This window comes from Pseudomonas sp. G2-4, assembly GCF_030064125.1.
In the GTDB taxonomy this organism is placed as follows: domain Bacteria; phylum Pseudomonadota; class Gammaproteobacteria; order Pseudomonadales; family Pseudomonadaceae; genus Aquipseudomonas.
Genome location: NZ_CP125957.1, coordinates 6,540,416 through 6,564,836 on the forward strand (window position 1 = coordinate 6,540,416; position 24,421 = coordinate 6,564,836).

24 protein-coding genes are annotated in these 24,421 nt (G+C 57.6%); 1 reads left to right on the forward strand and 23 read right to left on the reverse strand.

All coding sequences use genetic code 11. From position 1 onward, the window contains the following. The 23 genes from QNH97_RS28810 to rpmH form a co-directional block, all read right to left on the reverse strand. Nucleotides 1-474 (reverse strand): tripartite tricarboxylate transporter TctB family protein, encoded by a 474-nt coding sequence (locus QNH97_RS28810; RefSeq protein WP_283554946.1) that lies wholly within the window; start codon nt 472-474, stop codon nt 1-3. Between the two features lie 77 nt (nt 475-551). After that, nucleotides 552-1,523 carry a tripartite tricarboxylate transporter substrate binding protein gene (locus tag QNH97_RS28815; protein WP_283554947.1) on the reverse strand — a complete coding sequence of 324 codons (972 nt, stop codon included), beginning with the start codon at nt 1,521-1,523 and terminating at the stop codon, nt 552-554. Between the two features lie 505 nt (nt 1,524-2,028). Further along, nucleotides 2,029-3,861 (reverse strand): glutamine--fructose-6-phosphate transaminase (isomerizing), encoded by a 1,833-nt coding sequence (glmS, locus tag QNH97_RS28820; protein WP_283554948.1) that lies wholly within the window; start codon nt 3,859-3,861, stop codon nt 2,029-2,031. A gap of 1 nt (nt 3,862) precedes the next feature. Further along, on the reverse strand, nt 3,863-4,639 hold the full coding sequence (locus QNH97_RS28825; RefSeq protein ID WP_283554949.1) for a DeoR/GlpR family DNA-binding transcription regulator: 777 nt from the start codon (nt 4,637-4,639) through the stop codon (nt 3,863-3,865). Between the two features lie 210 nt (nt 4,640-4,849). After that, the gene (gene glmU / locus QNH97_RS28830; protein WP_283554950.1) at nt 4,850-6,214 is read right to left on the reverse strand and encodes a bifunctional UDP-N-acetylglucosamine diphosphorylase/glucosamine-1-phosphate N-acetyltransferase GlmU; all 1,365 of its coding nucleotides are present in this window, start codon (nt 6,212-6,214) and stop codon (nt 4,850-4,852) included. Nucleotides 6,215-6,329: 115 nt separating this feature from the next. Further along, on the reverse strand, nt 6,330-6,755 hold the full coding sequence (locus QNH97_RS28835; RefSeq protein WP_283554951.1) for a F0F1 ATP synthase subunit epsilon: 426 nt from the start codon (nt 6,753-6,755) through the stop codon (nt 6,330-6,332). A gap of 45 nt (nt 6,756-6,800) precedes the next feature. Next, on the reverse strand, nt 6,801-8,177 hold the full coding sequence (atpD, locus tag QNH97_RS28840) for a F0F1 ATP synthase subunit beta (RefSeq protein ID WP_020294925.1): 1,377 nt from the start codon (nt 8,175-8,177) through the stop codon (nt 6,801-6,803). A gap of 27 nt (nt 8,178-8,204) precedes the next feature. Further along, nucleotides 8,205-9,065, reverse strand: coding sequence for a F0F1 ATP synthase subunit gamma (atpG, locus tag QNH97_RS28845; protein WP_283554952.1), 861 nt, complete (start codon nt 9,063-9,065; stop codon nt 8,205-8,207). Between the two features lie 50 nt (nt 9,066-9,115). Beyond that, nucleotides 9,116-10,660 carry a F0F1 ATP synthase subunit alpha gene (atpA, locus tag QNH97_RS28850; protein WP_283554953.1) on the reverse strand — a complete coding sequence of 515 codons (1,545 nt, stop codon included), beginning with the start codon at nt 10,658-10,660 and terminating at the stop codon, nt 9,116-9,118. 21 nt (nt 10,661-10,681) lie between these two features. After that, entirely contained in the window at nt 10,682-11,218 is a 537-nt protein-coding gene (locus tag QNH97_RS28855; protein ID WP_283554954.1) for a F0F1 ATP synthase subunit delta, read from the reverse strand. A 12-nt stretch (nt 11,219-11,230) separates the two neighbouring features. Next, a complete protein-coding gene (locus QNH97_RS28860; protein ID WP_283554955.1) occupies nt 11,231-11,701 on the reverse strand; it encodes a F0F1 ATP synthase subunit B in 471 nt (156 codons plus the stop codon). Nucleotides 11,702-11,759: 58 nt separating this feature from the next. Next, nucleotides 11,760-12,017 (reverse strand): F0F1 ATP synthase subunit C, encoded by a 258-nt coding sequence (gene atpE, locus QNH97_RS28865; protein WP_003097235.1) that lies wholly within the window; start codon nt 12,015-12,017, stop codon nt 11,760-11,762. A gap of 132 nt (nt 12,018-12,149) precedes the next feature. Continuing rightward, nucleotides 12,150-13,019: a F0F1 ATP synthase subunit A gene (gene atpB / locus QNH97_RS28870; RefSeq protein ID WP_283554956.1), complete on the reverse strand. Its 870-nt coding sequence runs from the start codon at nt 13,017-13,019 to the stop codon at nt 12,150-12,152. A 16-nt stretch (nt 13,020-13,035) separates the two neighbouring features. Further along, the gene (locus QNH97_RS28875; protein WP_210642144.1) at nt 13,036-13,443 is read right to left on the reverse strand and encodes a F0F1 ATP synthase subunit I; all 408 of its coding nucleotides are present in this window, start codon (nt 13,441-13,443) and stop codon (nt 13,036-13,038) included. A gap of 148 nt (nt 13,444-13,591) precedes the next feature. After that, nucleotides 13,592-14,464: a ParB/RepB/Spo0J family partition protein gene (locus QNH97_RS28880; RefSeq protein WP_283554957.1), complete on the reverse strand. Its 873-nt coding sequence runs from the start codon at nt 14,462-14,464 to the stop codon at nt 13,592-13,594. Nucleotides 14,465-14,473: 9 nt separating this feature from the next. After that, entirely contained in the window at nt 14,474-15,271 is a 798-nt protein-coding gene (locus tag QNH97_RS28885; RefSeq protein ID WP_003187199.1) for a ParA family protein, read from the reverse strand. Nucleotides 15,272-15,289: 18 nt separating this feature from the next. Further along, entirely contained in the window at nt 15,290-15,925 is a 636-nt protein-coding gene (gene rsmG / locus QNH97_RS28890) for a 16S rRNA (guanine(527)-N(7))-methyltransferase RsmG (protein ID WP_200868940.1), read from the reverse strand. 5 nt (nt 15,926-15,930) lie between these two features. Continuing rightward, a complete protein-coding gene (gene mnmG / locus QNH97_RS28895) occupies nt 15,931-17,829 on the reverse strand; it encodes a tRNA uridine-5-carboxymethylaminomethyl(34) synthesis enzyme MnmG (RefSeq protein WP_283554958.1) in 1,899 nt (632 codons plus the stop codon). A gap of 564 nt (nt 17,830-18,393) precedes the next feature. Next, the gene (gene mnmE, locus QNH97_RS28900) at nt 18,394-19,764 is read right to left on the reverse strand and encodes a tRNA uridine-5-carboxymethylaminomethyl(34) synthesis GTPase MnmE (RefSeq protein WP_283554959.1); all 1,371 of its coding nucleotides are present in this window, start codon (nt 19,762-19,764) and stop codon (nt 18,394-18,396) included. A 79-nt stretch (nt 19,765-19,843) separates the two neighbouring features. Continuing rightward, the gene (gene yidC, locus QNH97_RS28905) at nt 19,844-21,526 is read right to left on the reverse strand and encodes a membrane protein insertase YidC (RefSeq protein ID WP_283554960.1); all 1,683 of its coding nucleotides are present in this window, start codon (nt 21,524-21,526) and stop codon (nt 19,844-19,846) included. A gap of 2 nt (nt 21,527-21,528) precedes the next feature. Further along, entirely contained in the window at nt 21,529-21,774 is a 246-nt protein-coding gene (yidD, locus tag QNH97_RS28910; protein WP_010465488.1) for a membrane protein insertion efficiency factor YidD, read from the reverse strand. After that, complete coding sequence (rnpA, locus tag QNH97_RS28915; protein ID WP_025216287.1) at nt 21,767-22,168, reverse strand: ribonuclease P protein component; 402 nt, start codon at nt 22,166-22,168, stop codon at nt 21,767-21,769. Before rnpA ends, yidD begins: the two co-directional genes overlap by 8 nt. A 16-nt stretch (nt 22,169-22,184) precedes the next feature. Beyond that, nucleotides 22,185-22,319: a 50S ribosomal protein L34 gene (gene rpmH / locus QNH97_RS28920; protein WP_003213577.1), complete on the reverse strand. Its 135-nt coding sequence runs from the start codon at nt 22,317-22,319 to the stop codon at nt 22,185-22,187. 566 nt (nt 22,320-22,885) lie between these two features. On the opposite strand from rpmH, the gene dnaA reads away from it, so the two are divergent. Next, complete coding sequence (gene dnaA, locus QNH97_RS28925) at nt 22,886-24,406, forward strand: chromosomal replication initiator protein DnaA (RefSeq protein WP_283554961.1); 1,521 nt, start codon at nt 22,886-22,888, stop codon at nt 24,404-24,406. The last annotated feature ends 15 nt before the right edge of the window (nt 24,407-24,421 follow it).

The window sequence follows — 24,421 nt, forward strand, 5'->3', positions numbered from 1 at the left end:
CTAGAAATCCAATAAACCGACAGGCAGGAGCAAGTCGAAGCCATGGCGAAAAATGAAGAAAATCAGCACCGCCGAAACGACCGCTATCAGCGCGTATTGGAGGTGCTTGACCTTTTGTTCCGCTGGGGTGAGCACGATGAACTGGGCATAGAGATAAAGCACAGTCATGATCACGAACCCCACGGTCTCCAGCAACGCTGTAAAAATCAGCACCAAAGCCAGGGATTTGAAGACCGTTGTATAGTCGATCGATTCAGGTTTTTCGGTGGGTTCGGCACTTTTGTCCGGCAGCTTTCGCCACGCCCATAATTGCAACGCACCCAACAGGCACAACGCGACGGCGAGCACCCAAGGTACAAACGCGGCATCAACCAACCCGCGACGAGGCAGGTTCAAGGTCAATACCAGATAAGCCACGCCGGCGCCGAGCATTGCCAGGCCGGCTAACAGCTCGTTTCTTTTATAGGAATCCATACAGGCCCCTTTTTGCTGGGAAGAACTGGCTGTCGGGTGCCTGCCAGCGCGGCGCGCACCCGAGCCGTTACGTAAATTTATTTCGCTTTACGCATCTCATCCTTGAACTGCATGAAGCTGTCGCGGGTTGTGTTCAAGGTGGCGATGGCTTCTTCGGTGCCCTGGAAGCTGACCGGCTGTTTGAACGACTTCTTCAACTCCTCGGCGTACTCCGGCTGTTCGGTGATTTTCTTCATGGTGTCGGCCATTTTCTTGACGATGGCCGGGTCCGTGCCTTTCGGGAAGGCAACGATGTAAGGCTTGTCCAGGACCAGGTCCACGCCTTGTTCCTTGAAGGTCTTGACGTCGCCCAGCAGCGCGTTGCGCTCAGCGTTGGGCTGGCCCAGGGCGGTCATCTTGCCGCTGGAGATGTAATCCTGGACCGAACCATAGCTGATGGCGCCGAGGTCGATGCGCTTGCCCAGCAAGGCGACGATTTTTTCGGACACTGTGCCGCTGTCGACCATTTTCAGTTTCACACCGGCGAGCTTCTCGAACATCAGCCCTTGCAGGTGAGAGAAGTTGCCCATCTCGGTACCGTAGGTGACGGTGCCGGGCTTGGCCTTGGCTTTTTCAATCAGTTGGTCGAGGCTGTCGATGCCCGAGCTTTTCGCCGAGACGAACACCGCGCCTTTGTCGACACCAGCGATGCAGGAGATATCAAACGCATCAAAGCGATCCTCCGACAGCCCCGCCACCTCGTTAACGATCATCTGGCCGGTGTGGGTGAACAGGATGGTATTGCCATCCGGCGCCGCGCTCTTGACCGCATCGGCGGCAATCGTCCCGCCCCCACCGGCCATATTGGTCACCACCATGGATTTGCCGGTGAGTTTGGTGAAGTATTTGGCCATCATTCGAGCATTGAAATCGGTGTCACCGCCGGCGTTGGCGATCACCACCACTTGCACCGGACGGCTTGGCCAGTCACTGGCGTCGGCGGCCATTGCCGTGCCTGCAGTCAGGCTCAGGAAAGAGGCGATCAGAGAGGCGCAGAGTGTTTTCTTCATTATTGTTCTCCAGGTGCTGCCATTCATTGTGGGATAGAGGTTGAGCGGAAGACGGGCACGCTTAGCGATAACGCCTGGCGGAACAGACGAGGATGCTTGAACGTTGAGAGGGGGAAATGCGGTTGCACCTGCGAGCCCGCACGGGGCTTTTCAGGCAGTAAAAAAGGCGACTGGCGCACTGCGTCGAAGCGTGAGATCGATGGACTGCAAACTCGCTGGACGGCAAATCTAGAAGACATGACTGCGCCTTTCGTTTTTATTATTTTGATGTCATACGTTGTCGTATGACTAAATATCATCACCAATGCCCCCCATTGTCAACGCAGTTGTTCAGCGGCCCCCGGAGAATACGACGAACAGGGCGAACAATAAGGATGGGGTTGACTCCCCGTTCTGGCTTCGACTGGCAACTGGCTTTATCGCGCGGATAAAAAAACCCCCTGAATTCAGGGGGTTAGTTTTTACAAGCGCTTCAGATCGATGGACCTCAGCCTCCGTTGCATGCCTACTCAACCGTTACGGATTTCGCCAGGTTGCGCGGCTGGTCCACATCAGTGCCCTTGAGTACAGCAACGTAGTACGACAACAGCTGCAACGGGATGGTGTAGAGAATCGGCGACAGGATGTCGTGGATGTGCGGCATGTGCACCACGTGGGTGCCTTCGCCATTGGTCATGCCGGCCTTTTCATCAGCGAAGACAATCAACTGGCCGCCACGGGCACGTACTTCCTGCAGGTTGGACTTGAGCTTTTCCAGCAGCTCGTTGTTCGGGGCCACGGTGACCACCGGCATGTCGTTGTCCACCAGCGCCAGCGGACCGTGCTTGAGCTCGCCGGCCGGATAGGCCTCGGCGTGGATGTAGGAGATCTCCTTGAGCTTCAGGGCCCCTTCCATCGCTACCGGGAATTGCGCGCCACGACCGAGGAACAGGGTGTGGTTTTTCTCGGCGAACAGTTCGGCGATTTTTTCCACGGTGCTGTCCATGGCCAAGGCTTCGCCCAGGCGGGTCGGCAGGCGACGCAGCTCTTCCACCAGTGTTGCCTCGACGCCCGCACCCAGCGTACCGCGCACCTGGCCCAGGGACAGGGTCAGCAACAACAAGCCCACCAGCTGCGTGGTAAACGCCTTGGTCGAAGCCACGCCTATTTCGCGGCCGGCCTGGGTCAGCAGGGTCAGGTCGGATTCACGCACCAGCGAGCTGATGCCGACGTTGCAGATCGCCAGGCTGGCGAGGAAACCCAGCTCCTTGGCGTTGCGCAGGGCGGCCAGGGTGTCGGCGGTTTCACCGGACTGGGAAATGGTGACGAACAGGGTGTCCGGTTGCACCACCACCTTGCGGTAGCGGAACTCGCTGGCCACTTCGACCTGGCAGGGAATACCGGCCAGTTCTTCGAGCCAATAACGGGCGACCATACCGGCATGATAGCTGGTGCCGCAGGCAACGATTTGCACGTTGCGCACCTTGGCGAACAACTCGGCCGCCTGTGGGCCGAACGCCTGGACCAACACCTGGCCCTGGCTGATGCGCCCTTCCAGGGTACGTTGCACAACAGCCGGTTGTTCGTGGATTTCCTTGAGCATGAAGTGACGGAACTCGCCCTTGTCGGCGGCCTCGGCACCGTCGCGGTATTGGACGGTCTCGCGCTCTACAGGATTGCCATCGATGTCCCAGATCTGCACGCTGTCGCGGCGGATTTCGGCGATGTCACCCTCTTCCAGGTACATGAAGCGGTCAGTGACTTGTCGTAGCGCCAACTGATCGGAAGCCAGGAAATTTTCCCCCAGGCCCAGGCCGATCACCAACGGGCTACCGCTGCGCGCCGCCACCAGGCGATCCGGTTGCTTCGCACTGATAACAGCCAGGCCATAAGCACCGTGCAGCTCCTTGACAGTCGCCTTGAGGGCCACGGTCAGGTCCGCCAGATCCTTGAGCTTGTGATTGAGCAAATGCGCAATGACTTCAGTGTCAGTATCCGAAGTGAACACATAGCCCAACGCCTTGAGCTGCTCACGCAGGGCTTCGTGGTTCTCGATAATGCCGTTGTGCACCACTGCCAGGTCGCCCGAGAAATGCGGGTGGGCGTTGCGCTCGCATGGCGCGCCATGGGTAGCCCAGCGGGTGTGGGCAATGCCCAGGCGCCCGATCAGCGGTTCGGCGTCCAGCGCCTGCTCCAACTCACTGACCTTGCCCGGACGCCGCACACGTTCGAGCTTTTCGTCATGGGTAAAAACCGCTACACCGGCGCTGTCGTAGCCGCGGTATTCCAGGCGCTTGAGGCCTTCGAGCAAGATTGCAGTGATGTTGCGTTCAGCAACGGCGCCGACAATTCCACACATGCTATTTCTCCTGGCTGACAGGCGCGCAGATCACAGTAATGCCGCGCGCCTGAATCTGATCGCGGGCCTCTACGGGCAGGCGATCATCGGTAATGAGGGTATGGACGCTGCTCCACGGCAGTTCCAGGTTGGGGATTTTCCGGCCGATCTTGTCGGCCTCCACCATCACGATCACCTCGCGGGCTACCTCAGCCATCACACGGCTGAGGCCCAGCAGTTCGTTGAAGGTGGTGGTACCACGAACCAGATCGATGCCGTCGGCGCCGATGAACAACTGGTCGAAGTCGTAGGAACGCAGAACCTGCTCGGCGACCTGGCCCTGGAACGACTCGGAATGAGGGTCCCAAGTGCCACCGGTCATCAACAGCACCGGTTCATGCTCCAGTTCGCTCAAGGCGCTGGCAACGTGCAGGGAATTGGTCATCACCACCAGGCCGGGTTGCTGGCCGAGTTCAGGAATCATGGCTGCCGTGGTGCTACCGCTGTCGATGATGATGCGCGCATGTTCGCGGATCCGCTTCACGGCGGCCCGGGCAATGGCTTGTTTGTATTTGGAGACGGTTTGCCCGTTATCAGCCACCAGCTCTTGCGGCATGGGGACTGCGCCACCGTAACGTCGCAGCAACAAGCCGTTGGTTTCCAGGGCGGCGAGATCCTTGCGAATCGTAACCTCCGAGGTTTCGAAGCGCTTGGCCATTTCATCCACGCTCACCTCGCCCTGCGCTTGGAGCAAGGCGAGAATATTGTGGCGGCGTTGTGGCGTGTTGCGCTTTGACATGGCTAGATAAGTTTCGATTCGAAAGATAACGTAACTAATCAAAACCTATTGCAGTGAAATCGTCAAGGTGAGGGAAGAAAAATTCAGAAATCATGCGTTTCCTGTGGGAGCGAGCTTGCTCGCGATTAGCGGTGGCTCAGCTGCATTAATGCAGGATTTACCGTCGCTATCGCGAGCAAGCTCGCTCCCACAGAGGGACCTGTGGATAACCTAGCTTTTGATTTTTACCGGCCGTTTCCAGCCGTCAATATTGCGCTGCCGGGCGCGCGCCACAGCAAGTTGAGACTTATCCACATCCTGATTGATGGTTGAACCTGCGGCCGTGTTTGAACCATCAGCGATGGTCACCGGCGCTACCAGCGAGTTATTGGAGCCGATGAACACATCCTCACCCAGCACGGTTTTCCACTTGTTGGCACCGTCGTAGTTGCAGGTGATGGTACCGGCGCCAATGTTGGTGCGAGCGCCGATTTCAGCATCGCCCAGGTAAGTCAGGTGACCGGCCTTGGCGCCTTCGCCCATGTGAGCATTCTTCAGCTCGACAAAGTTACCCACATGGGCGCGCGCTTCCAGCACGGTACCGGGACGCAGGCGGGCAAACGGGCCGGCATCGCTGCCTTCCCCCATGACCGCGCCGTCGAGGTGACTGTTCGCCTTGATCACCACGCCTTTGCGCAGGGTGCTGTCCTTGATTACACAGTTCGGACCGATCACCACATCGTCTTCGATAACCACCTTGCCTTCGAGGATGACGTTGATATCGATGACCACATCACGCCCCACGCTGACGTCACCGCGCACGTCAAAACGAGCCGGGTCGCGCAGGGTCACGCCTTGCGCCATCAGGCGGCGGGCGGCACGCAGCTGGTAGTGACGTTCCAGCTCGGCCAGTTGCCGACGATCGTTGGCGCCCTGCACTTCCATGGCGTCCAACGGTTGCTCGGTGGCTACCGTCAGACCGTCGCTGACGGCCATGGCGATCACATCGGTCAGGTAGTACTCGCCTTGGGCGTTGTTGTTCGACAAGCGGCCCATCCACTCACCCAGGCGCTCAGCCGGTACGGCCAAAATCCCGGTGTTGCCCTCGGTGATAGCGCGCTGGACCTCGTTAGCGTCCTTCTGCTCGACGATGGCAGTCACCTGGCCATCGGCGTTGCGCACAATGCGGCCATACCCGGTAGGGTCCTCCAGCACGACGGTCAACAAACCCAACTGCTGTGGAGCGACATGCTTGAGCAGGCGCTGCAAGGTCTCGACTTCGATCAGCGGCACGTCGCCATAAAGAATCAGCACCGTATCGGCGGTAATGAACGGCACGGCCTGGGCCACCGCATGACCGGTCCCCAATTGCTTGTCCTGCAGGACGAAATTCAGGTCATCAGCCGCCAGGCGCTCACGTACCGCATCGGCACCGTGGCCGATCACCACATGAATGCGCTGTGGATCAAGTTGCCGGGCGCTGTGGATAACATGGCCGAGCATGGAATTGCCAGCCACCGGGTGCAAGACCTTGGGCAGCGCCGAACGCATGCGGGTGCCTTGACCGGCCGCGAGGATAACGATTTCGAGAGACATGACTGGCTACCAATCCTGGGTGGTCAGCGGCTGCGACCAGAAGATGAATGTCGGGAAAAAGAAAAAGGGTAGCCGAGGCTACCCTTTTTAATCAATCGCACAGAAAGCAGACGGCTTAGCCGCCGAACTTCTTGCGGATCTGCTGGACGGTGCGCAGCTGGGCTGCGGCCTCGGCCAGACGAGCAGCAGCAGAACCGTAGTCGAACTCCGCGCCCCGCTCGTGCAAAGCCTTCTCGGCAGCCTTGACGGCTTCCTGAGCAGAGGCTTCATCCAGGTCGGCAGCACGTTGCACGGTGTCGGCAAGTACCATCACTCTGTTCGGCTGAACCTCGAGGAAACCACCGGAGATGTAATACACCTCGGCTTCCCCGCCCTGCTTGATCAAGCGGATCGGACCTGGTTTCAGATTCGTGATCAGCGGTGCGTGACCCAAGGCGATACCAAGATCACCCAGCTCACCATGCGCAATCACCATCTCGACCAGACCGGAGAAGATTTCCCCTTCCGCACTGACGATATCGCAATGGACTGTCATAGCCATCTGATTGCCTCAACCTAAATTAGCGCCCGTTACCGGGCGCCGGGATTACAGTTTCTTGGCTTTCTCGATCGCTTCTTCGATGCCGCCGACCATGTAGAACGCTTGTTCTGGCAGGTGGTCGTAGTCACCGTTGAGGATGCCTTTGAAGCCAGCAATGGTGTCTTTCAGGGAAACGTATTTACCCGAGGCACCGGTGAAGACTTCAGCCACGAAGAACGGCTGCGACAAGAAGCGCTGGATCTTACGAGCGCGGGATACCAACTGCTTGTCGGTTTCCGACAGTTCGTCCATACCCAGGATCGCGATGATGTCCTTCAGCTCTTTGTAGCGCTGCAGCACGTACTGGACGCCGCGAGCGGTGTCGTAGTGCTCCTGGCCAATCACGTTCGGGTCCAGCTGGCGCGAAGTCGAATCCAGTGGGTCTACCGCTGGGTAGATACCCAGGGAAGCGATGTCACGGGACAGAACGACGGTGGCGTCCAAGTGGGCGAAGGTGGTCGCTGGCGACGGGTCGGTCAAGTCATCCGCAGGTACGTATACCGCTTGGATCGAGGTGATCGAACCTTCCTTGGTCGAAGTGATGCGCTCTTGCAGTACGCCCATCTCTTCAGCCAGGGTCGGCTGGTAACCTACTGCCGAAGGCATACGGCCCAGCAGTGCGGATACTTCAGTACCGGCCAGGGTGTAACGGTAGATGTTGTCGACAAACAACAGTACGTCGTTACCTTCGTCACGGAACTTCTCGGCCATGGTCAGGCCGGTCAGGGCTACGCGCAGACGGTTTCCCGGCGGCTCGTTCATCTGACCGTAAACCAGCGCCACTTTGTCCAGAACGTTGGAGTCCTTCATCTCGTGGTAGAAGTCGTTACCCTCACGAGTACGCTCCCCCACACCGGCGAACACGGAATAACCGCTGTGCTCGATGGCGATGTTACGGATCAGCTCCATCATGTTTACGGTCTTGCCCACACCGGCACCACCGAACAGACCGACTTTACCGCCCTTGGCGAACGGGCAAACCAGGTCGATAACCTTGATGCCGGTTTCCAGCAGGTCGTTGCCGCCTGCCTGTTCAGCGAAGGATGGCGCAGGACGGTGAATGCCCCAGCGCTCTTCGGTGTCGATCGGGCCAGCTTCGTCGATCGGGTTACCCAGTACGTCCATGATCCGGCCCAGGGTCGCTTTACCGACCGGTACGGAGATGGCAGCGCCAGAGTCGATAACGTCCAGACCGCGCTTCAAGCCTTCGGTAGAACCCATCGCAATGGTACGAACCACGCCGTCGCCCAGCTGCTGCTGAACTTCCAGGGTGGTTTCCGCGCCTTGTACTTTCAGCGCGTTGTAGATGCTCGGTACGCTGTCGCGTGGAAATTCCACGTCGATAACGGCGCCGATGATTTGAACGATACGTCCGCTACTCATAGCTGGATCCTCTGAATATTTGAACCGTTAAACCGCGGCAGCGCCGCCGACGATTTCCGAGATCTCTTGGGTGATCGCAGCCTGACGCGCCTTGTTGTAGATCAGCTGCAAATCGCTGATCAAATCACCGGCGTTGTCGGTAGCGTTCTTCATCGCGATCATCCGCGCCGCTTGTTCAGCTGCGTTGTTCTCGACCACCGCCTGGTACACCTGCGACTCCACGTAGCGGACCATCAAGCCGTCAAGCAGCTCCTTGGCATCCGGTTCGTAGAGGTAGTCCCAGTGGTGCTTGAGTTCCTGTTCCGGGGTCGCCACCAGTGGGATCAATTGCTCCACGGTTGGCTGTTGCGTCATGGTGTTGATGAACTTGTTGGATACCACGGACAGACGGTCAATCCGGCCTTCCAGGTATGCATCCAGCATCACCTTGACGCTGCCGATCAGATCATTGATCGACGGCTCTTCACCCAGGTGGCTGATAGCGGCGACGACGTTTCCGCCGAAGTTGCGGAAGAATGCCGCACCCTTGCTACCAACCACGCACAGATCGATCTCGACGCCTTGTTCACGGTTTGCAGCCATGTCCTTGACCAGGGCCTTGAACAGGTTGGTGTTCAAGCCACCGCACAGACCACGGTCACTGCTCACCACGACGTAACCGACGCGCTTGATGGCGCGGTCGATCATGAACGGGTGGCGATATTCCGGGTTGGCGTTGGCCAGATGACCAATAACCTGGCGGATGCGCTCCGCATAAGGACGGCTAGCAGCCATGCGCATTTGTGCCTTGCGCATTTTACTGACCGCCACTTTTTCCATGGCGCTGGTAATCTTTTGCGTGCTTTTGATGCTCGCAATCTTACTGCGAATCTCTTTTGCGCCTGCCATGTAACACCTATCAGGTTAGCAAGCGGGAGCCTTGCGGCTCCCGCTGCGGCTTACCAGGTTTGGGTGGCCTTGAACTTCTCGATACCGGCTTTCATGCCAGTGTCGATTTCGTCATTGAAGTCACCCTTCACGTTGATCTTCGCCATCAAATCGGCGTGATCGCGGTTGAAGTAAGCAATCAGCGCTTGTTCAAAGCTGCCGACCTTGGCGATTTCGACGTCAGTCAGGAACCCACGCTCAGCGGCATACAGCGACAACGCCATGTCAGCGATCGACATAGGAGCGTATTGCTTCTGCTTCATCAGCTCGGTAACGCGCTGACCATGCTCAAGTTGCTTACGGGTCGCTTCGTCCAGGTCAGAAGCGAACTGGGCGAATGCCGCCAGTTCACGGTACTGAGCCAGAGCGGTACGGATACCACCGGAGAGCTTCTTGATGATCTTGGTCTGAGCGGCACCACCCACACGGGATACCGAAACACCGGCGTTCACAGCAGGACGGATGCCCGAGTTGAACATGGCCGATTCCAGGAAGATCTGACCGTCGGTGATGGAGATCACGTTGGTCGGAACGAACGCGGAAACGTCGCCAGCCTGGGTTTCGATGATCGGCAGTGCGGTCAGGGAACCGGTCTTGCCAGTCACTGCGCCGTTGGTGAACTTCTCTACGTACTCTTCGGAAACGCGGGATGCGCGCTCCAGCAGACGGGAGTGGAGATAGAACACGTCGCCTGGGTAGGCTTCACGGCCTGGTGGACGACGCAGCAGCAGGGAGATCTGGCGGTAAGCCACTGCCTGCTTGGACAGATCGTCATAAACGATCAGCGCGTCTTCACCGCGGTCGCGGAAGTATTCGCCCATGGTGCAACCGGAGTACGGTGCCAGGAATTGCAGCGCAGGAGATTCCGAAGCACTGGCAGCCACGATGATCGTGTTGGCCAGGGCGCCGTTTTCTTCCAGCTTGCGAACCACGTTGGCGATGGTCGATTGCTTCTGACCGATTGCTACGTAGACGCAGAAAATGCCGCTGTTCTTCTGGTTGATGATCGCGTCGATCGCCAGAGCGGTTTTACCGATCTGACGGTCGCCGATGATCAGCTCACGCTGGCCACGGCCGACAGGAATCATGGCATCGACAGCCTTGTAGCCAGTCTGTACAGGCTGGTCTACCGACTTACGCCAGATCACGCCAGGAGCAACTTTCTCGACCGCATCGGTCTCGGTGTTGTTCAGCGGACCTTTGCCGTCAACAGGGTTACCCAGTGCGTCGACTACGCGACCCAGCAGTTCCTTACCTACCGGAACCTCGAGGATGCGGCCAGTGCACTTGGCGCTCATGCCTTCAGCAAGAGAGGTGTACGCGCCCAATACCACGGCACCTACAGAGTCTTGCTCCAGGTTGAGGGCCATACCGTAGACGCCGCCCGGAAACTCGATCATCTCGCCGTACATGACGTCGGCCAGACCGTGAATCCGCACGATGCCGTCAGATACGCTGACGACAGTGCCTTCGTTACGGGCTTGGGAGGTCACATCGAGCTTGTCGATGCGGCCCTTGATAATTTCACTTATTTCGGAAGGATTGAGTTGCTGCATTGCTCTGCTGCCCCTTCAAACTCAAGATTTCAATGCTTCGGCAAGTTTCGCGAGTTTGCCGCGAATCGAGCCATCGATAACCAGGTCGCCGGCGCGGATTACAACGCCCCCTATCAGGGACTTGTCTTCCTCGACTTGCAGGCGCACTTCCCGGTTGAGTCGTGCACTGAGAACCTTGGCGAGTTTGTCTTGCTGTTCTTGGTTCAATGCAAAAGCACTGGTCACTTCCACGTCTACCGACTTCTCTTGCTCGGCCTTGTACAGGTCGAAAAGAGCGGCAATCTCCGGCAGAAGCGGGAGACGGTCGTTTTCGGCAACGACGTGGATGAAATTCTGTACCTTGGCATCGAACTTGTCGCCGCACACGTCAATGAACGTGGCGGCCTTTTCTGCGCTCGTCAGTCGCGGGGCCTTGAGCACGCGCTGCATGGTGTCGTCTTGCGACACCGCTGCTGCCAGGCCGAGCATGGCTGACCAATTGGCCAGTTGCTGGTGGGCCTGAGCGTGCTCGAAGGCCGCCTTAGCGTAAGGTCGGGCCAACGTGGTCAGTTCTGCCATGATCGCCCTCGCTTAGATTTCAGCAGCCAGTTGGTTAACCAGCTCTGCGTGCGCGTTTTGATCGATTGTGGCACCCAGGATCTTCGAAGCACCGCCAACGGCCAGGCTACCCACTTGGGCACGCAGCGCGTCTTTGACACTGTTGATTTCCTGTTCGATCTCGGCCTGAGCCTGAGCCTTCACACGGTCAGCTTCGACGCGAGCCTGTTCACGGGCTTCGTCGACAATCTGGGTACCGCGTTTCTTGGCTTGCTCGATGATTTCAGCTGCTTGAGCTTTCGCTTCGCGCAGTTGCTGACCCACTTTTTCATGGGCCAACTCCAGGTCGCGAGCTGCACGGCTGGCAGCGTCCAGACCATCAGCGATCTTCTTTTGACGTTCGTGCAATGCCGCAATGACCGGAGGCCATACGAACTTCATGCAGAACAGTACAAAAATCAGGAACGCAACGGACTGGCCAATCAGGGTCGCATTAATGTTCACGCCAACACCTCGCAGTTACGTTGTCCATCACACCAATTCACTCGAAACATCCGAGCAATTAGCCAGCGATTTGACCAACGAACGGGTTCGCAAAGGTGAAGAACAGAGCGATACCAACACCGATCATGGTCACGGCGTCGAGCAGACCGGCCACGATGAACATTTTGACTTGCAGCATCGGAACCATTTCTGGCTGACGCGCAGCGCCTTCCAGGAACTTGCCGCCCAGCAGGCCGAAACCAATTGCGGTACCCAGTGCGCCCAGGCCGATCAACAGTGCAACAGCGATAGCGGTTAGACCAACTACAGTTTCCATCTTTCCTCCCGACTTTTACGTCGTATGGTTTAGGTTTTTTAGATTAAAGCGGTAAAACAAATCGTTTCATCAAGCCCGTTCGGGCCCCTTCCCGGGTGACCGGGAAGGACATCAGACTAGTCGAGACTGGCCTTAATGGTTTTCTTCGTGCGCCATCGACAGGTAGACGATGGTCAGCATCATGAAGATGAACGCCTGCAAGGTGATGATCAGGATGTGGAACACAGCCCACGCCCACTGCAGGACCACGCCCAGGCCACTGAGCCAGAGCAGGCCGCTGCCGAACATCACAGCGATCAGGATGAACACCAGCTCGCCGGCATACATGTTGCCGAACAGACGCAGGGCCAGAGAGATTGGTTTTGCAATCAGGGTCACGAATTCCAGCAGGAAGTTCACCGGGATCAGCAGAGCTTGGACCAGGATGTTCTTGCTACCGAACGGATGCAGAGTCAGTTCGCCGATGAAGCCGCCGATGCCCTTGACCTTGATGCTATAGAAAATGATCAGTGCGAAGACCGAGAGCGCCATGCCCAGTGTCGCGTTCGGGTCGGTGGTCGACACGGCGCGGAATGGGATGTGCGGGTCACCGGAGATGAGGATGGCCAGCTGAGGAATCCAGTCGACCGGTATCAGGTCGACAGCGTTCATCAGGAACACCCAGACGAAGATGGTCAGTGCCAGCGGTGCAATCACCGGGCTGCGGCCATGGAAGCTGTCTTTCACGCTGCCATCGACGAATTCGACCAATACTTCAACGAAGTTCTGCAGTGCACCAGGCTGACCGGAAGTCGCCTTCTTGGCCGCCATGCGGAAAAGAAGAACGAAGACCAGACCCAATGCGACCGACCAGCCGAGGGTATCGACGTGGAAAGCCCAGAAACCCATTTCCTTGGCTTCTGCTGCGGTGTGGGCGAAGCCCCAGCCGCCGTTGGGTAGCTGACCGAAGGTCAGGTTCTGCAAGTGGTGCTGGATATAGCCCGAAGCGGTTGTCTCTGCCATGGTTGCCTCAAACGCCCTAAGGTCTCGAAAGTCTTGTTCTCATTAGCAGGGGAGCGAACCAGCTAACCAGTTGGGTCAGCAAGAAGACACCGAATACAGCCAGTGGTGCCAACGGCTTCACACCTGCGAACGTCAATGCAAACAGCACTGCCGTCAAAATCAGTTTCCCTGCCTCGCCGGCATAAAAAGACCGGACGATGGCTTGGGCTGCTCGGGCGCCGGAAAACCGAAAGGCCCTATGAGCAAAATAAATATTGGGAAGCAAGGCTATCAGGCCTCCGCAAAGCCCTGAGTATCCGGCGACGACTCCTTTCCATTGCCAGAGCGCCAATGCGGCGATCAGTACAACGACGAACTGGGTCATCAAAACCGGGAAAACTGCCAGACGATGGAACGGCAAGCGGTTTGGCGTGCGGGTTTCCATCGCTTTTGCTCTCCAATGGTCGGCCGCCATAATTCAATAACTTGGCATAATTTGTGCCGACAAAATGCGCGCAGAGTATAGGGGCGGTTCTGCCCCTATTCAACTGCTAGGTAGTGATTTCCGACTGCGCGCTACATGAGCAATTGTTTCAGCGAATGTGCGCAAGGACACCCTGTAGCTCATCAAGTGAGTTATAGCCAATCACCAATTGCCCTTTGCCCTTCTTACCGTGGCGAATCTGCACCGCAGAGCCCAGGCGCTCGGCCAGGCGCTGCTCCAGGCGAGCGATATCCGGATCGGTTTTAGGCGCTTCGACAGGGGCCGGTTTGCCGCTCAGCCACTGACGCACCAGTGCCTCGGTTTGGCGCACGGTGAGGCCTCGTGCGACAACATGTCGCGCCCCTTCAACTTGTTGATTTTCCGGCAAACCGAGCAATGCCCGGGCATGACCCATTTCCAGATCACCGTGGGACAACATGGTCTTGATGACTTCCGGCAGCGCAATCAGCCGCAACAGATTGGCCACGGTTACGCGGGACTTGCCCACCGCTTCGGCGACCTGTTGCTGGGTCAACTGGAACTCCTGCTGCAAACGTTGCAGGGCCACGGCTTCTTCAATCGGGTTGAGGTCTTCACGCTGGATGTTCTCGATCAGCGCCATGGCAATGGCGGTTTCATCCGGCACATCACGGACCATCGCCGGGATGGTTTCCTGGCCGGCCTGCTGGCTGGCGCGCCAGCGACGTTCGCCGGCGATGATCTCAAAGCGTCCGTTGGCGATCGGACGCACCACGATCGGCTGCATCACGCCCTGGCTCTTGATCGACAGGGCCAGTTCTTCCAACGCCTGGGGATCCATGTCCCGACGTGGCTGATATTTGCCACGCTGGATCAGGTCCAGAGGCAGGTGCTGCAACTCGCGCTGATCGACCTGCACGGCCTGCTCTTCCAGCGAACTGACAGTGGGACCACTGAGCAGTGCATCCAGTCCACGTCCGAGACCTCGTTTCTTGACGGCCATGGGGTTTCCTTAAGTTGGCTGGGCTGCAGCGGTGCGTGGATTACGGCGCTGACGGCGAACCATCTCGCCTGCCAGGGCCAGGTAGGCCAGCGCACCGCGGGATTGTTTGTCGTAGGCCAAGGCCGGCATGCCGTAGCTCGGTGCTTCGGCCAGGCGGATGTTACGCGGAATGACCGTGTCGTAGAGTTGCTCGCCGAAGTGTTCCTTGAGCTGGGCCGATACGTCGTTCATCAGGCTCAGGCGCGGGTCGTACATGGTCCGCAGCAGCCCTTCGACTTTCAGTTCCGGGTTCAGCAGTTCGGCGATGCGCTTGATGTTATCCACAAGGTCGCTCAAGCCTTCAAGGGCGAAGTACTCGCACTGCATGGGGATAATCACCCCATCGGCGGCCACCAGGGCATTGAGGGTCAGCATCGACAGCGACGGCGGACAATCAATCAGGATGTAGTCGTAGTTTTCCCGGATCGGCGCCAAGGCGCTACGCAGACGGCTTTCCTTCATCTGCATTTCCAGCAGCACCACTTCGGCGGCCGTCAGGTCACGGTTGGCCGGCAGCAGTTGATAACCGCCGTGTTCGGAAAAATGCATAGCCTGACCCAGATCGCACTCTCCGATCAGGACGTCGTAGATGGAGTTTTCCAGGCCATGTTTATCCACACCGCTACCCATGGTGGCGTTGCCCTGTGGATCGAGATCGATCAACAGCACCCGGCGCTTGGTCGCGACCAGGGATGCTGCGAGGTTGATACAGGTGGTGGTCTTGCCCACACCACCCTTCTGGTTCGCTATCGCGAATACCTTAGCCATTCTTGCTTGTGTTCCCAATCATGCCGTGCGGCGCAGTATCAGCAGATGGCGTTGGCCTTGGCAACCGGGTACGGCCAAGGCGTGTTCGCTATCGAGGTGGAAGTCTGCCGGCAATGCTACCAGCTCATCGGCCGGATGAACGCCCTTCATTGCCAGCCAGCGCGTGTCGGCGTCGCCCAGATGGCGAGTCCAGTTGCTGAAGTTCTCCATGCTGCTGAACGCCCGGGAGATGATCCCGTTGAAAGGTTGTGCAGGCTGGAACGCTTCGACACGGCTGTGGATAACTTGCAGGTTATCCAGTTTGAGTTCGAGTTTGACCTGGGTGAGGAAACGGGTTTTTTTGCCGTTGCTGTCCAGGCAGGTCACTTGCGAGTCCGGAAACAGGATCGCCAATGGGATTCCCGGCATACCACCGCCACTGCCGACATCGAGCCAGCGACCGTTTTCGATGAAGGACATGACGCTCAGGCTGTCGAGCAGATGCCGGGAGACCATTTCATCCGGATCGCGCACCGCTGTCAGGTTGTAAGCCTTGTTCCATTTGATCAACAACGCCAGATAACCCAGCAATTGCGCGTGCTGGGCTTCGCTCAGGCTGACGCCGAGCTGACGGGCACCTGTGGATAACTCTTCGGCGTGTTGCGAGGTGACCATCGAACTCAAGCGCTTTGCTCCAACTGACGGCCCGCGCCGCGTTTTTTCAAATGAATCATCAACAGGGAAATGGCCGCCGGGGTCACGCCGGGGATGCGCGAAGCCTGGCCCAGGGTTTCTGGACGGGTTGCACCGAGCTTGCTCTGGATTTCTTTCGACAACCCGGAAATGCCCGTGTAATCGATATCCACAGGCAGCTTCGTGTCTTCACTGGCGCGCAGGCGGGCGATTTCGTCTTGCTGACGGTCGATGTAGCCGGCGTATTTGGTCTTGATCTCGACCTGTTCGGCCACCTGCGGATCTTCCGCGCCCTGGCCGGTGACTTCCACCAGCCCGACGTAATCGATTTCCGGCCGGCTCAAGAGATTGAGCAGGTTGTATTCGTGGGTCAGCGGCGTGCCGAATTTCGCTGCAATGGCATCGCCCTGCTCGGTACCGGGACGAACCCAGGTACTTTTCAGACGCTGCTCTTCCAGCTCGATGCTCTCGCGTTTCTTGCAGAACGCGGCCCAACGGACATCATCCACCAGCCCCAGCTCACGACCTTTCTCGGTCAGGCGCAGGTCGGCGTTGTCTTCGCGAAGGATCAGGCGATATTCCGCACGGGAAGTGAACATCCGATACGGCTCCTGGGTACCCAGGGTAATCAGGTCATCCACAAGTACACCGATGTACGCCTCATCGCGACGCGGGCACCAGCTGTCCTTGCCCTGGGCACGCAGTGCAGCGTTGGCCCCGGCCAGCAGGCCTTGGGCACCGGCCTCTTCGTAACCGGTGGTGCCATTGATTTGCCCGGCGAAGAACAGACCGCCAATGACTTTGGTTTCCAGGCTGTACTTCAGGTCACGAGGATCGAAGTAATCGTATTCGATGGCGTAGCCCGGGCGAACGATGTGGGCGTTTTCCATGCCGCGAATCGACTGCACGATCTGCAATTGCACATCGAACGGCAGGGAGGTGGAGATCCCGTTCGGGTATAGCTCGTGAGTCGTCAGGCCTTCGGGCTCGATGAAGACCTGGTGGCTTTCCTTGTCGGCAAACCGATGGATCTTGTCTTCGATCGATGGGCAATAACGCGGGCCAATCCCTTCGATTTCACCGGCAGCGGAATACATCGGCGAACGATCAAGGTTCGCCGCAATGATTTCATGGGTGCGGGCATTGGTATGGGTGATCCAGCAACTGACTTGCCGTGGATGCTGTTCCTTGTTGCCCATGAACGACATTACCGGGATCGGCGTATCACCAGGCTGCTCGGTCATCACCGAGAAATCCACGGACCGACCGTCGATACGCGGTGGCGTACCGGTTTTCAAGCGCCCGACACGCAATGGCAGCTCACGCAGACGATGAGCCAGAGCAATCGACGGCGGATCACCAGCGCGACCGCCGGAAAAGTTCTGCAAACCAATGTGGATAAGTCCACCGAGGAATGTCCCGGTGGTCAGCACTACGGAATCGGCGAGGAAACGCAGGCCCATTTGCGTGACGACACCGCGTACCTGGTCTTGCTCGACGATCAGGTCATCGGCCGCTTGTTGAAATATCCACAGGTTCGGCTGGTTTTCCAGGATCTCGCGGACAGCGGCCTTGTACAAAACTCGGTCGGCCTGGGCGCGAGTAGCACGCACGGCGGGACCTTTGCGGCTGTTCAACACGCGAAACTGGATACCGCCCTTATCAGTGGCCATGGCCATCGCACCACCGAGGGCATCGATTTCCTTGACCAGGTGACTTTTGCCGATCCCGCCAATGGCAGGGTTGCAGCTCATGGCGCCGAGGGTTTCCACGTTATGCGTCAGCAGCAGGGTTTTTGCTCCCATGCGGGCTGATGCAAGTGCTGCCTCGGTACCGGCATGACCGCCGCCGATGACGATCACTTCAAAACGGGAAGGGAAATCCACCACGCACCTCGTGCCTGCTTAATTCAGGTAATTCGGAAAATAGGTCTTGAGCCTGGCCAGAGCGTTTTTCGAGCCAGGTCGGCAAGTATAGGGACTTCGCCTTGCCTAAAGAACCCTTTGCACAAAATTTAACCAGCTGTGGAAAACTCGCGGTTAAAGAAATTAAAAAGAAAGAAATTTATAAAACCTTTGTTTTTATGTTTATTCTTACTGAGCCACTTATCTGTGGATAGATTGCTACAGACCTTTATTATCATAATGTACAGAGATTTTAAAACCTGTGGTCATGTGGCAATGAGAGGCTTGGATAACCGGTGTAAGCCTGTGGATGAATGGCATGGTTATCCACAGAGGCGGTTATCTTCAGTTTTCAAGGGGGTTTATCAACCTACCTTAAGGCCAGTTATTCACAGGGCTTAATCCGCTGAAATGGTCCTCTGCCGGACAGAACCTTGCCCACAGACAAGCCGCCACGAAGGGCAATCGTTCTGGACAGGAAGGAAACCGGACTGGGTTCGCCTCGATGTGCGGTCGAGTGACAGCCCGGTTTTTAGAGAAAGGAGGTTATTTGCCGATGCAGAAGCTGGAAAAGATTCGCCCCAGCAAGTCATCGGAGCTGAAAGCACCGGTGATTTCCCCAAGGGACTGTTGAGCCTGACGCAAATCTTCGGCCAGCAACTCACCAGCACCGGCCAGGGTCAATTGCGCGCGACCGTGCTCCAGCGCCGCGCTGGCGTGGCGCAGGGCTTCAAGGTGCCGACGGCGGGCGCTGAAGCTGCTTTCCGAGGTTTGCTCATAGCCCATGCAGGCCTTGAGGTGTTCGCGCAGCAACTCCAAGCCTTCTCCCGCCGATTTTGCGCTCAGGCTGATGGTCACATGGCCATCGCCGCTGACTTCCAACACAATCGCTTCCCCGGTCAGGTCGGCCTTGTTGCGAATCAAGGTGACTTTGGCCGGGTCCGGGCGGATCTCGAGGAATTCAGGCCACAGGGCAAATGGATCGTCCGCTTCCGGCGCGGTGGCATCCACCACCAGCAAGACCCGGTCGGCCTCGCCAATGGCCTTTAGTGCTCGTTCAACACCGATCTTCTCCACCTGGTCGTCGGTATCCCTCAAGCCTGCGGTGTCGACCACATGCAGTGGCATGCCGTCGATGTGGATATGTTCGCGCAGGATGTCCCGGGTCGTGCCGGCGATCTCAGTAACAATGGCGGCCTCACGACCGGCCAGAGCGTTCAATAGACTGGATTTGCCGGCGTTTGGCCGTCCGGCAATCACCACGGTCATGCCGTCGCGCAACAAAGCTCCCTGTCCCGCTTCGCGCAACACTGTGGATAACTCATCGCGTACCTTATCGAGCATGCTCAACACATGGCCATCGGCGAGGAAGTCTATTTCCTCTTCCGGAAAGTCGATCGCAGCCTCCACATAAATCCTCAAGCCGATCAATTGTTCGGTGAGGTTATGCACACGCTGTGAGAATGCACCCTGCAAGGAACGCAACGCATTGCGCGCGGCCTGGGCAGAACTGGCTTCGATCAAATCGGCGATGGCCTCAGCCTGGGCCAGGTCGAGCTTGTCGTTGAGGAACGCCCGCTCACTGAACTCCCCCGGCCGGGCCAGGCGACAGCCCAGTTCCAGGCAACGCTTGAGCAACATGTCCAACACGATCGGACCGCCGTGTCCCTGCAGTTCCAGGACGTCCTCACCGGTGAAGGAGTTGGGGCCCGGGAAATACAAGGCCAGGCCTTCGTCGAGCACCTGCTGGTCATCACTGAAGAACGGTCCGTAGTGGGCAAACCGCGGTTTAAGTTCACGGCCGCTGATAGCCTTGGCCGCGACACTGGCCAAAGGTCCGGAAATACGGACGATGCCGACCCCTCCACGACCTTGGGCGGTGGCAACGGCAGCAATGGTTTCACGCGGTACGCTCATAAACCGGTATCCAGACAAAAGTGGCAGATAGCAAAACGCCCCACTAGGGGGCGTTTTGTGTGGTTATCCACAGAGCAAGTTACGCCTCGGCTTTTTTCGCAGCCGCTTCGATCTTACGCGTGATGTACCACTGTTGAGTAATGGACAACACGTTGTTCACAACCCAGTACAGCACCAGGCCTGCTGGGAACCACAGGAAGAAGAAGGTGAAAATAATCGGCATCATCTTCATGACCTTCGCTTGCATCGGGTCCGGAGGTGTCGGGTTCAGCTGCTGCTGGATGAACATGGTCGCGCCCATGATGATCGGCAGGATAAAGAACGGATCCTTGATCGACAGGTCGGTAATCCACAGCATGAACGGTGCCTGACGCATCTCCACGCTTTCCAGCAGAACCCAGTACAGCGCCAGGAACACAGGCATTTGTACGAGAATCGGCAAGCAACCACCCAACGGGTTGATCTTCTCCTTCTTGTACAACTCCATCATGGCCTGGGACATTTTCTGCCGGTCGTCGCCATGTTGTTCTTTCAGAGCGGCCAGTTTCGGTGCCACTGCGCGCATGCGCGCCATGGATTTGTAACTGGCTGCCGACAATGGGAAGAAGATCCCCTTGATCAGCATGGTCAGGAAGATGATCGACCAGCCCCAGTTACCGACGAGGCTGTGGATATGTTGCAGCAGCCAGAAGATCGGCTGGGCAATGAACCACAGGAAACCGTAGTCCACGGTCAGTTCCAGACCTGGGGACAACTCTTTCAATACCGCCTGGCTTTTTGGACCGGCATACAGAATGGCACTGGTCTCGACTTTCGCACCTGGCGCGGCAGTCAATGCCGGGCCGGTGTAGCCGACGATGTAGTTGCCTTTGCTGTCTTTACGCGTCTGGACGACGTTGCTTTCGCCCTTCTGCGGGATCCAGGCAGTTACAAAGTAGTGCTGCAACCAGGCAACCCAGCCGCCCTGAACGGTTTCCTTGAGCTGCGCCTTGTCCATGTCTTTCATGGACACTTTCTTGTACGGCTCCGAACTTGTCCACAGGGCTGCGCCCAGGTAAGTCGCGGTACCGGTGGCAGTGCTCGACGACGGATCAGAACTGGCGTCACGCTTCAGTTGCGCAAACATCGCACCGGACCAGGACTGAGCGCTCTGGTTGTCAATCAAATAGGAAACGGTCACGTCGTACAGGCCACGTTTCAAGGCGAAACGCTTGATGTAGTTGACGCCGTCCTTGCTGAACTTCAGGTCCACGACCAACTGGTCCTGACCGTCAGCCAGTTGAAAAGTCTTCTTCTCGGCGGAGTAAACCGGGCGACCGGCCGGGCTTGCGTCCGGGCCATTGGTGCCAATCAGGCCACTTTGGGCCAAATAGGTCAGCTCGTTGCCGTTGTCGAACAGCTGGAACGGAATGTCCGGATGATCCTGGCGACGTGGATACAACGGCAGCTTCAGCTGGGCGATGTCACCACCTTGTGGATCGATTGCCAGTTCAAGCACATCGGTCTTGACCTGAATCAGATCCTTGCTCGCAGCCACGGGGGCTTCGGCTGGGGCACTGGTATCGTTTGCCGCGCGCGGAATATCGTCATTGCTGGCAGCGGTGGTACCCGTTGGGGTGTCCGGCAGGCTCGGTGCGGTATTGCTGGCTGCAACATTCTGAGTCGGCAGGGCAGCCTGGCCATAGTCCTGGTTCCATTTAAGGACCATGACGTAGGACACGATTGCCAGGGCGACGATCAGGATCGTGCGTTTGATATCCATGATTACTCGGCCATCGAAGAAGAACGGGAGGTAGGGATAGGCGGAACCGGGTCATAACCGCCGGGATTCCACGGATGACAGCGACCTAAACGACGAAAGGTCAGCCAGCCACCGCGCAGAAGGCCATGATTTTCTATGGCTTCATACGCGTAGCAGGAACAACTGGGGTAGAAACGACAGTGACTGGCCATCAGGGGACTAATGGCATAGCGATAAAACTGGATCGGAACGAGTGCCAGTTTACGCATCGGGACTGTCTACCCCTACAGTTTCGGTGTTGACTGCTGGTACTGGCTTGTTGCGTGCCAGACGCTTCCAGAGCTTGCCGAAATGCTGAATCAATTCGGGGTTTTCTACATCACCCAAACCTTTGCGCGCGACGATAACGATGTCCCAACCGACCAGTGAATCCTGGTTCAGGCGAAACGATTCGCGCATCAGACGTTTGAGGCGATTGCGCTGAACGGAGAGCTTGACGCTCTTTTTCCCGATAACCAGCCCTAGTCGGGGGTGATCGAGATCGTTGTTGCGCGCAAGGAGCAGGAGATTTTTCCCCGGAACCTTGCCGGTAGGGGAGTCAAAGACTGCCTTGAAATGCCGGGGGGTAAGCAGACGCTTTTCCCGACTGAAGTCCTGACTCACCTCCAGTGCCGGATTATCAAACTGCCAGACGCGCACGACCTTTGGCGCGGCGACGCGACAGGACGGCACGACCGTTCTTGGTAGCCATGCGAGCACGGAAACCGTGGGTACGAGCGCGTTTGATAGTGCTTGGTTGGAAAGTACGTTTCATGTCGTGTTACCTGGTTCGTCCACAACGGGCCGGAATGGCCCCCGTTTTAAGAGACCGGGGATTCTAGAGAAAGCAAGCCTCTAGGTCAATTTCCAACCAGCGTTTCCTTCAAATAGATCTCCAGCCGCTTCGATGGATTCACTCCGCAGCGCTAGATATAGAAATAAAGAAGGGAATTATTTAAAGCTTTTCTGTAAAGCTTATAAAAGCAAGGGTGGCCGTTGCCTGTGGATAACAGCGCTTAGCCCTTGTAATTCAGCATGTACAGAGAATGACAACTACAAGGGAAAGCAGTGGTCAGCCTGTGCTGCGCTGTCGGATAAGCTGTGTGTGGAATGGCTAGTTATCCACAGGGCGGTTACCCACAGACTTTCACCCCTACTTGTGCAACGACCTCAAGGGTGGTTATCCACAGAGCTTATCCACCGACCGCCTGTCGTCTTTCTCTCTGTTAAGGCATTGATAAATCATGGGCGATCAGCAACCTGCATGTGGATAAGTGGACGTCTGCTCGCTACAATGGCCGCTTGTTTTTGCCTCACCGGCTTTCAACTTAGGGGATATCCGTGTCAGTGGAACTTTGGCAGCAGTGCGTGGAGCTTTTGCGCGATGAGCTGCCTGCCCAACAATTCAACACTTGGATCCGTCCACTACAGGTCGAAGCCGAAGGCGACGAGTTGCGCGTCTACGCACCGAACCGTTTCGTTCTCGACTGGGTTAACGAAAAGTACCTGGGCCGGGTCCTTGAACTGCTCGACGAGCATGGCAATGGCATGGCGCCTGCGTTGTCCTTATTAATAGGTAGCAAGCGCAGCTCGGCGCCGCGGGCCGCACCCAATGCCCCGCTGGCTGCTGCAGCCTCCCAGGCCCAGGCCGTAGCGGCGCCGGTTAACCATGCTGCACCGGTCCCTGCGCCTGCTTCGAGCAAACGTAGTACGCAAAAAACGGCCGAGGTCAGCGAAGAGCCCTCTCGGGACAGCTTCGATCCAATGGCCGGCGCCAGCTCCCAGCAGGCTCCGGTGCGCGCCGAACAGCGCACCGTCCAGGTCGAAGGGGCGCTCAAGCACACCAGTTACCTGAACCGCACCTTTACCTTCGAGAATTTCGTCGAGGGTAAGTCCAACCAACTGGCCCGAGCGGCCGCCTGGCAGGTCGCGGATAACCCCAAGCATGGCTATAACCCGCTCTTCCTTTATGGTGGCGTGGGCTTGGGTAAGACCCACTTGATGCACGCGGTGGGTAACCACCTATTAAAGAAGAACCCGAATGCCAAGGTCGTGTACCTGCATTCCGAGCGTTTCGTGGCCGACATGGTCAAGGCGCTGCAACTGAACGCAATCAACGAGTTCAAGCGTTTCTACCGTTCGGTGGACGCCTTGCTGATCGACGATATTCAGTTCTTCGCCCGCAAGGAACGCTCCCAGGAAGAGTTTTTCCACACCTTCAACGCGTTGCTTGAAGGCGGGCAGCAGGTCATTCTCACCAGCGACCGCTACCCGAAAGAAATCGAGGGCCTTGAAGAACGCCTGAAGTCGCGTTTCGGCTGGGGCCTGACGGTAGCCGTCGAGCCGCCAGAGCTGGAAACCCGGGTGGCGATCCTGATGAAGAAGGCCGACCAGGCCAAGGTCGAGCTGCCTCACGACGCCGCGTTCTTCATTGCCCAGCGTATCCGCTCGAACGTGCGTGAGCTCGAAGGCGCCCTCAAGCGCGTGATTGCTCATTCGCACTTCATGGGCCGCGACATCACCATCGAGCTGATTCGTGAATCCTTGAAGGATCTGTTGGCGCTCCAAGACAAACTGGTTTCTGTGGATAACATTCAGCGTACTGTTGCTGAATACTACAAAATCAAGATTTCCGATCTGCTGTCCAAGCGTCGCTCGCGTTCGGTGGCTCGCCCACGCCAGGTGGCCATGGCCTTGTCCAAGGAACTGACCAACCACAGCTTGCCGGAAATTGGCGATGTGTTTGGCGGGCGTGACCACACCACGGTGTTGCACGCCTGCCGCAAGATCAATGAACTTAAGGAATCCGACGCGGACATCCGCGAGGACTACAAGAACCTGCTGCGAACACTGACCACTTGATGACCACCAGCGCAG

Coding starts and splice junctions, on each gene's coding strand:
- QNH97_RS28810 (WP_283554946.1), bottom strand. CDS start 474: ATGGATTCCTATAAAAGAAACGAGCTGTTAGCCGGCCTGGCAATGCTC.
- QNH97_RS28815 (WP_283554947.1), bottom strand. CDS start 1,523: ATGAAGAAAACACTCTGCGCCTCTCTGATCGCCTCTTTCCTGAGCCTG.
- glmS (WP_283554948.1), bottom strand. CDS start 3,861: ATGTGTGGAATTGTCGGCGCCGTTGCTGAACGCAACATCACTGCAATC.
- QNH97_RS28825 (WP_283554949.1), bottom strand. CDS start 4,639: ATGTCAAAGCGCAACACGCCACAACGCCGCCACAATATTCTCGCCTTG.
- glmU (WP_283554950.1), bottom strand. CDS start 6,214: ATGTCTCTCGAAATCGTTATCCTCGCGGCCGGTCAAGGCACCCGCATG.
- QNH97_RS28835 (WP_283554951.1), bottom strand. CDS start 6,755: ATGGCTATGACAGTCCATTGCGATATCGTCAGTGCGGAAGGGGAAATC.
- atpD (WP_020294925.1), bottom strand. CDS start 8,177: ATGAGTAGCGGACGTATCGTTCAAATCATCGGCGCCGTTATCGACGTG.
- atpG (WP_283554952.1), bottom strand. CDS start 9,065: ATGGCAGGCGCAAAAGAGATTCGCAGTAAGATTGCGAGCATCAAAAGC.
- atpA (WP_283554953.1), bottom strand. CDS start 10,660: ATGCAGCAACTCAATCCTTCCGAAATAAGTGAAATTATCAAGGGCCGC.
- QNH97_RS28855 (WP_283554954.1), bottom strand. CDS start 11,218: ATGGCAGAACTGACCACGTTGGCCCGACCTTACGCTAAGGCGGCCTTC.
- atpE (WP_003097235.1), bottom strand. CDS start 12,017: ATGGAAACTGTAGTTGGTCTAACCGCTATCGCTGTTGCACTGTTGATC.
- atpB (WP_283554956.1), bottom strand. CDS start 13,019: ATGGCAGAGACAACCGCTTCGGGCTATATCCAGCACCACTTGCAGAAC.
- QNH97_RS28875 (WP_210642144.1), bottom strand. CDS start 13,443: ATGGAAACCCGCACGCCAAACCGCTTGCCGTTCCATCGTCTGGCAGTT.
- QNH97_RS28880 (WP_283554957.1), bottom strand. CDS start 14,464: ATGGCCGTCAAGAAACGAGGTCTCGGACGTGGACTGGATGCACTGCTC.
- QNH97_RS28885 (WP_003187199.1), bottom strand. CDS start 15,271: ATGGCTAAGGTATTCGCGATAGCGAACCAGAAGGGTGGTGTGGGCAAG.
- rsmG (WP_200868940.1), bottom strand. CDS start 15,925: ATGGTCACCTCGCAACACGCCGAAGAGTTATCCACAGGTGCCCGTCAG.
- mnmE (WP_283554959.1), bottom strand. CDS start 19,764: ATGAGCGTACCGCGTGAAACCATTGCTGCCGTTGCCACCGCCCAAGGT.
- yidC (WP_283554960.1), bottom strand. CDS start 21,526: ATGGATATCAAACGCACGATCCTGATCGTCGCCCTGGCAATCGTGTCC.
- yidD (WP_010465488.1), bottom strand. CDS start 21,774: ATGCGTAAACTGGCACTCGTTCCGATCCAGTTTTATCGCTATGCCATT.
- rpmH (WP_003213577.1), bottom strand. CDS start 22,319: ATGAAACGTACTTTCCAACCAAGCACTATCAAACGCGCTCGTACCCAC.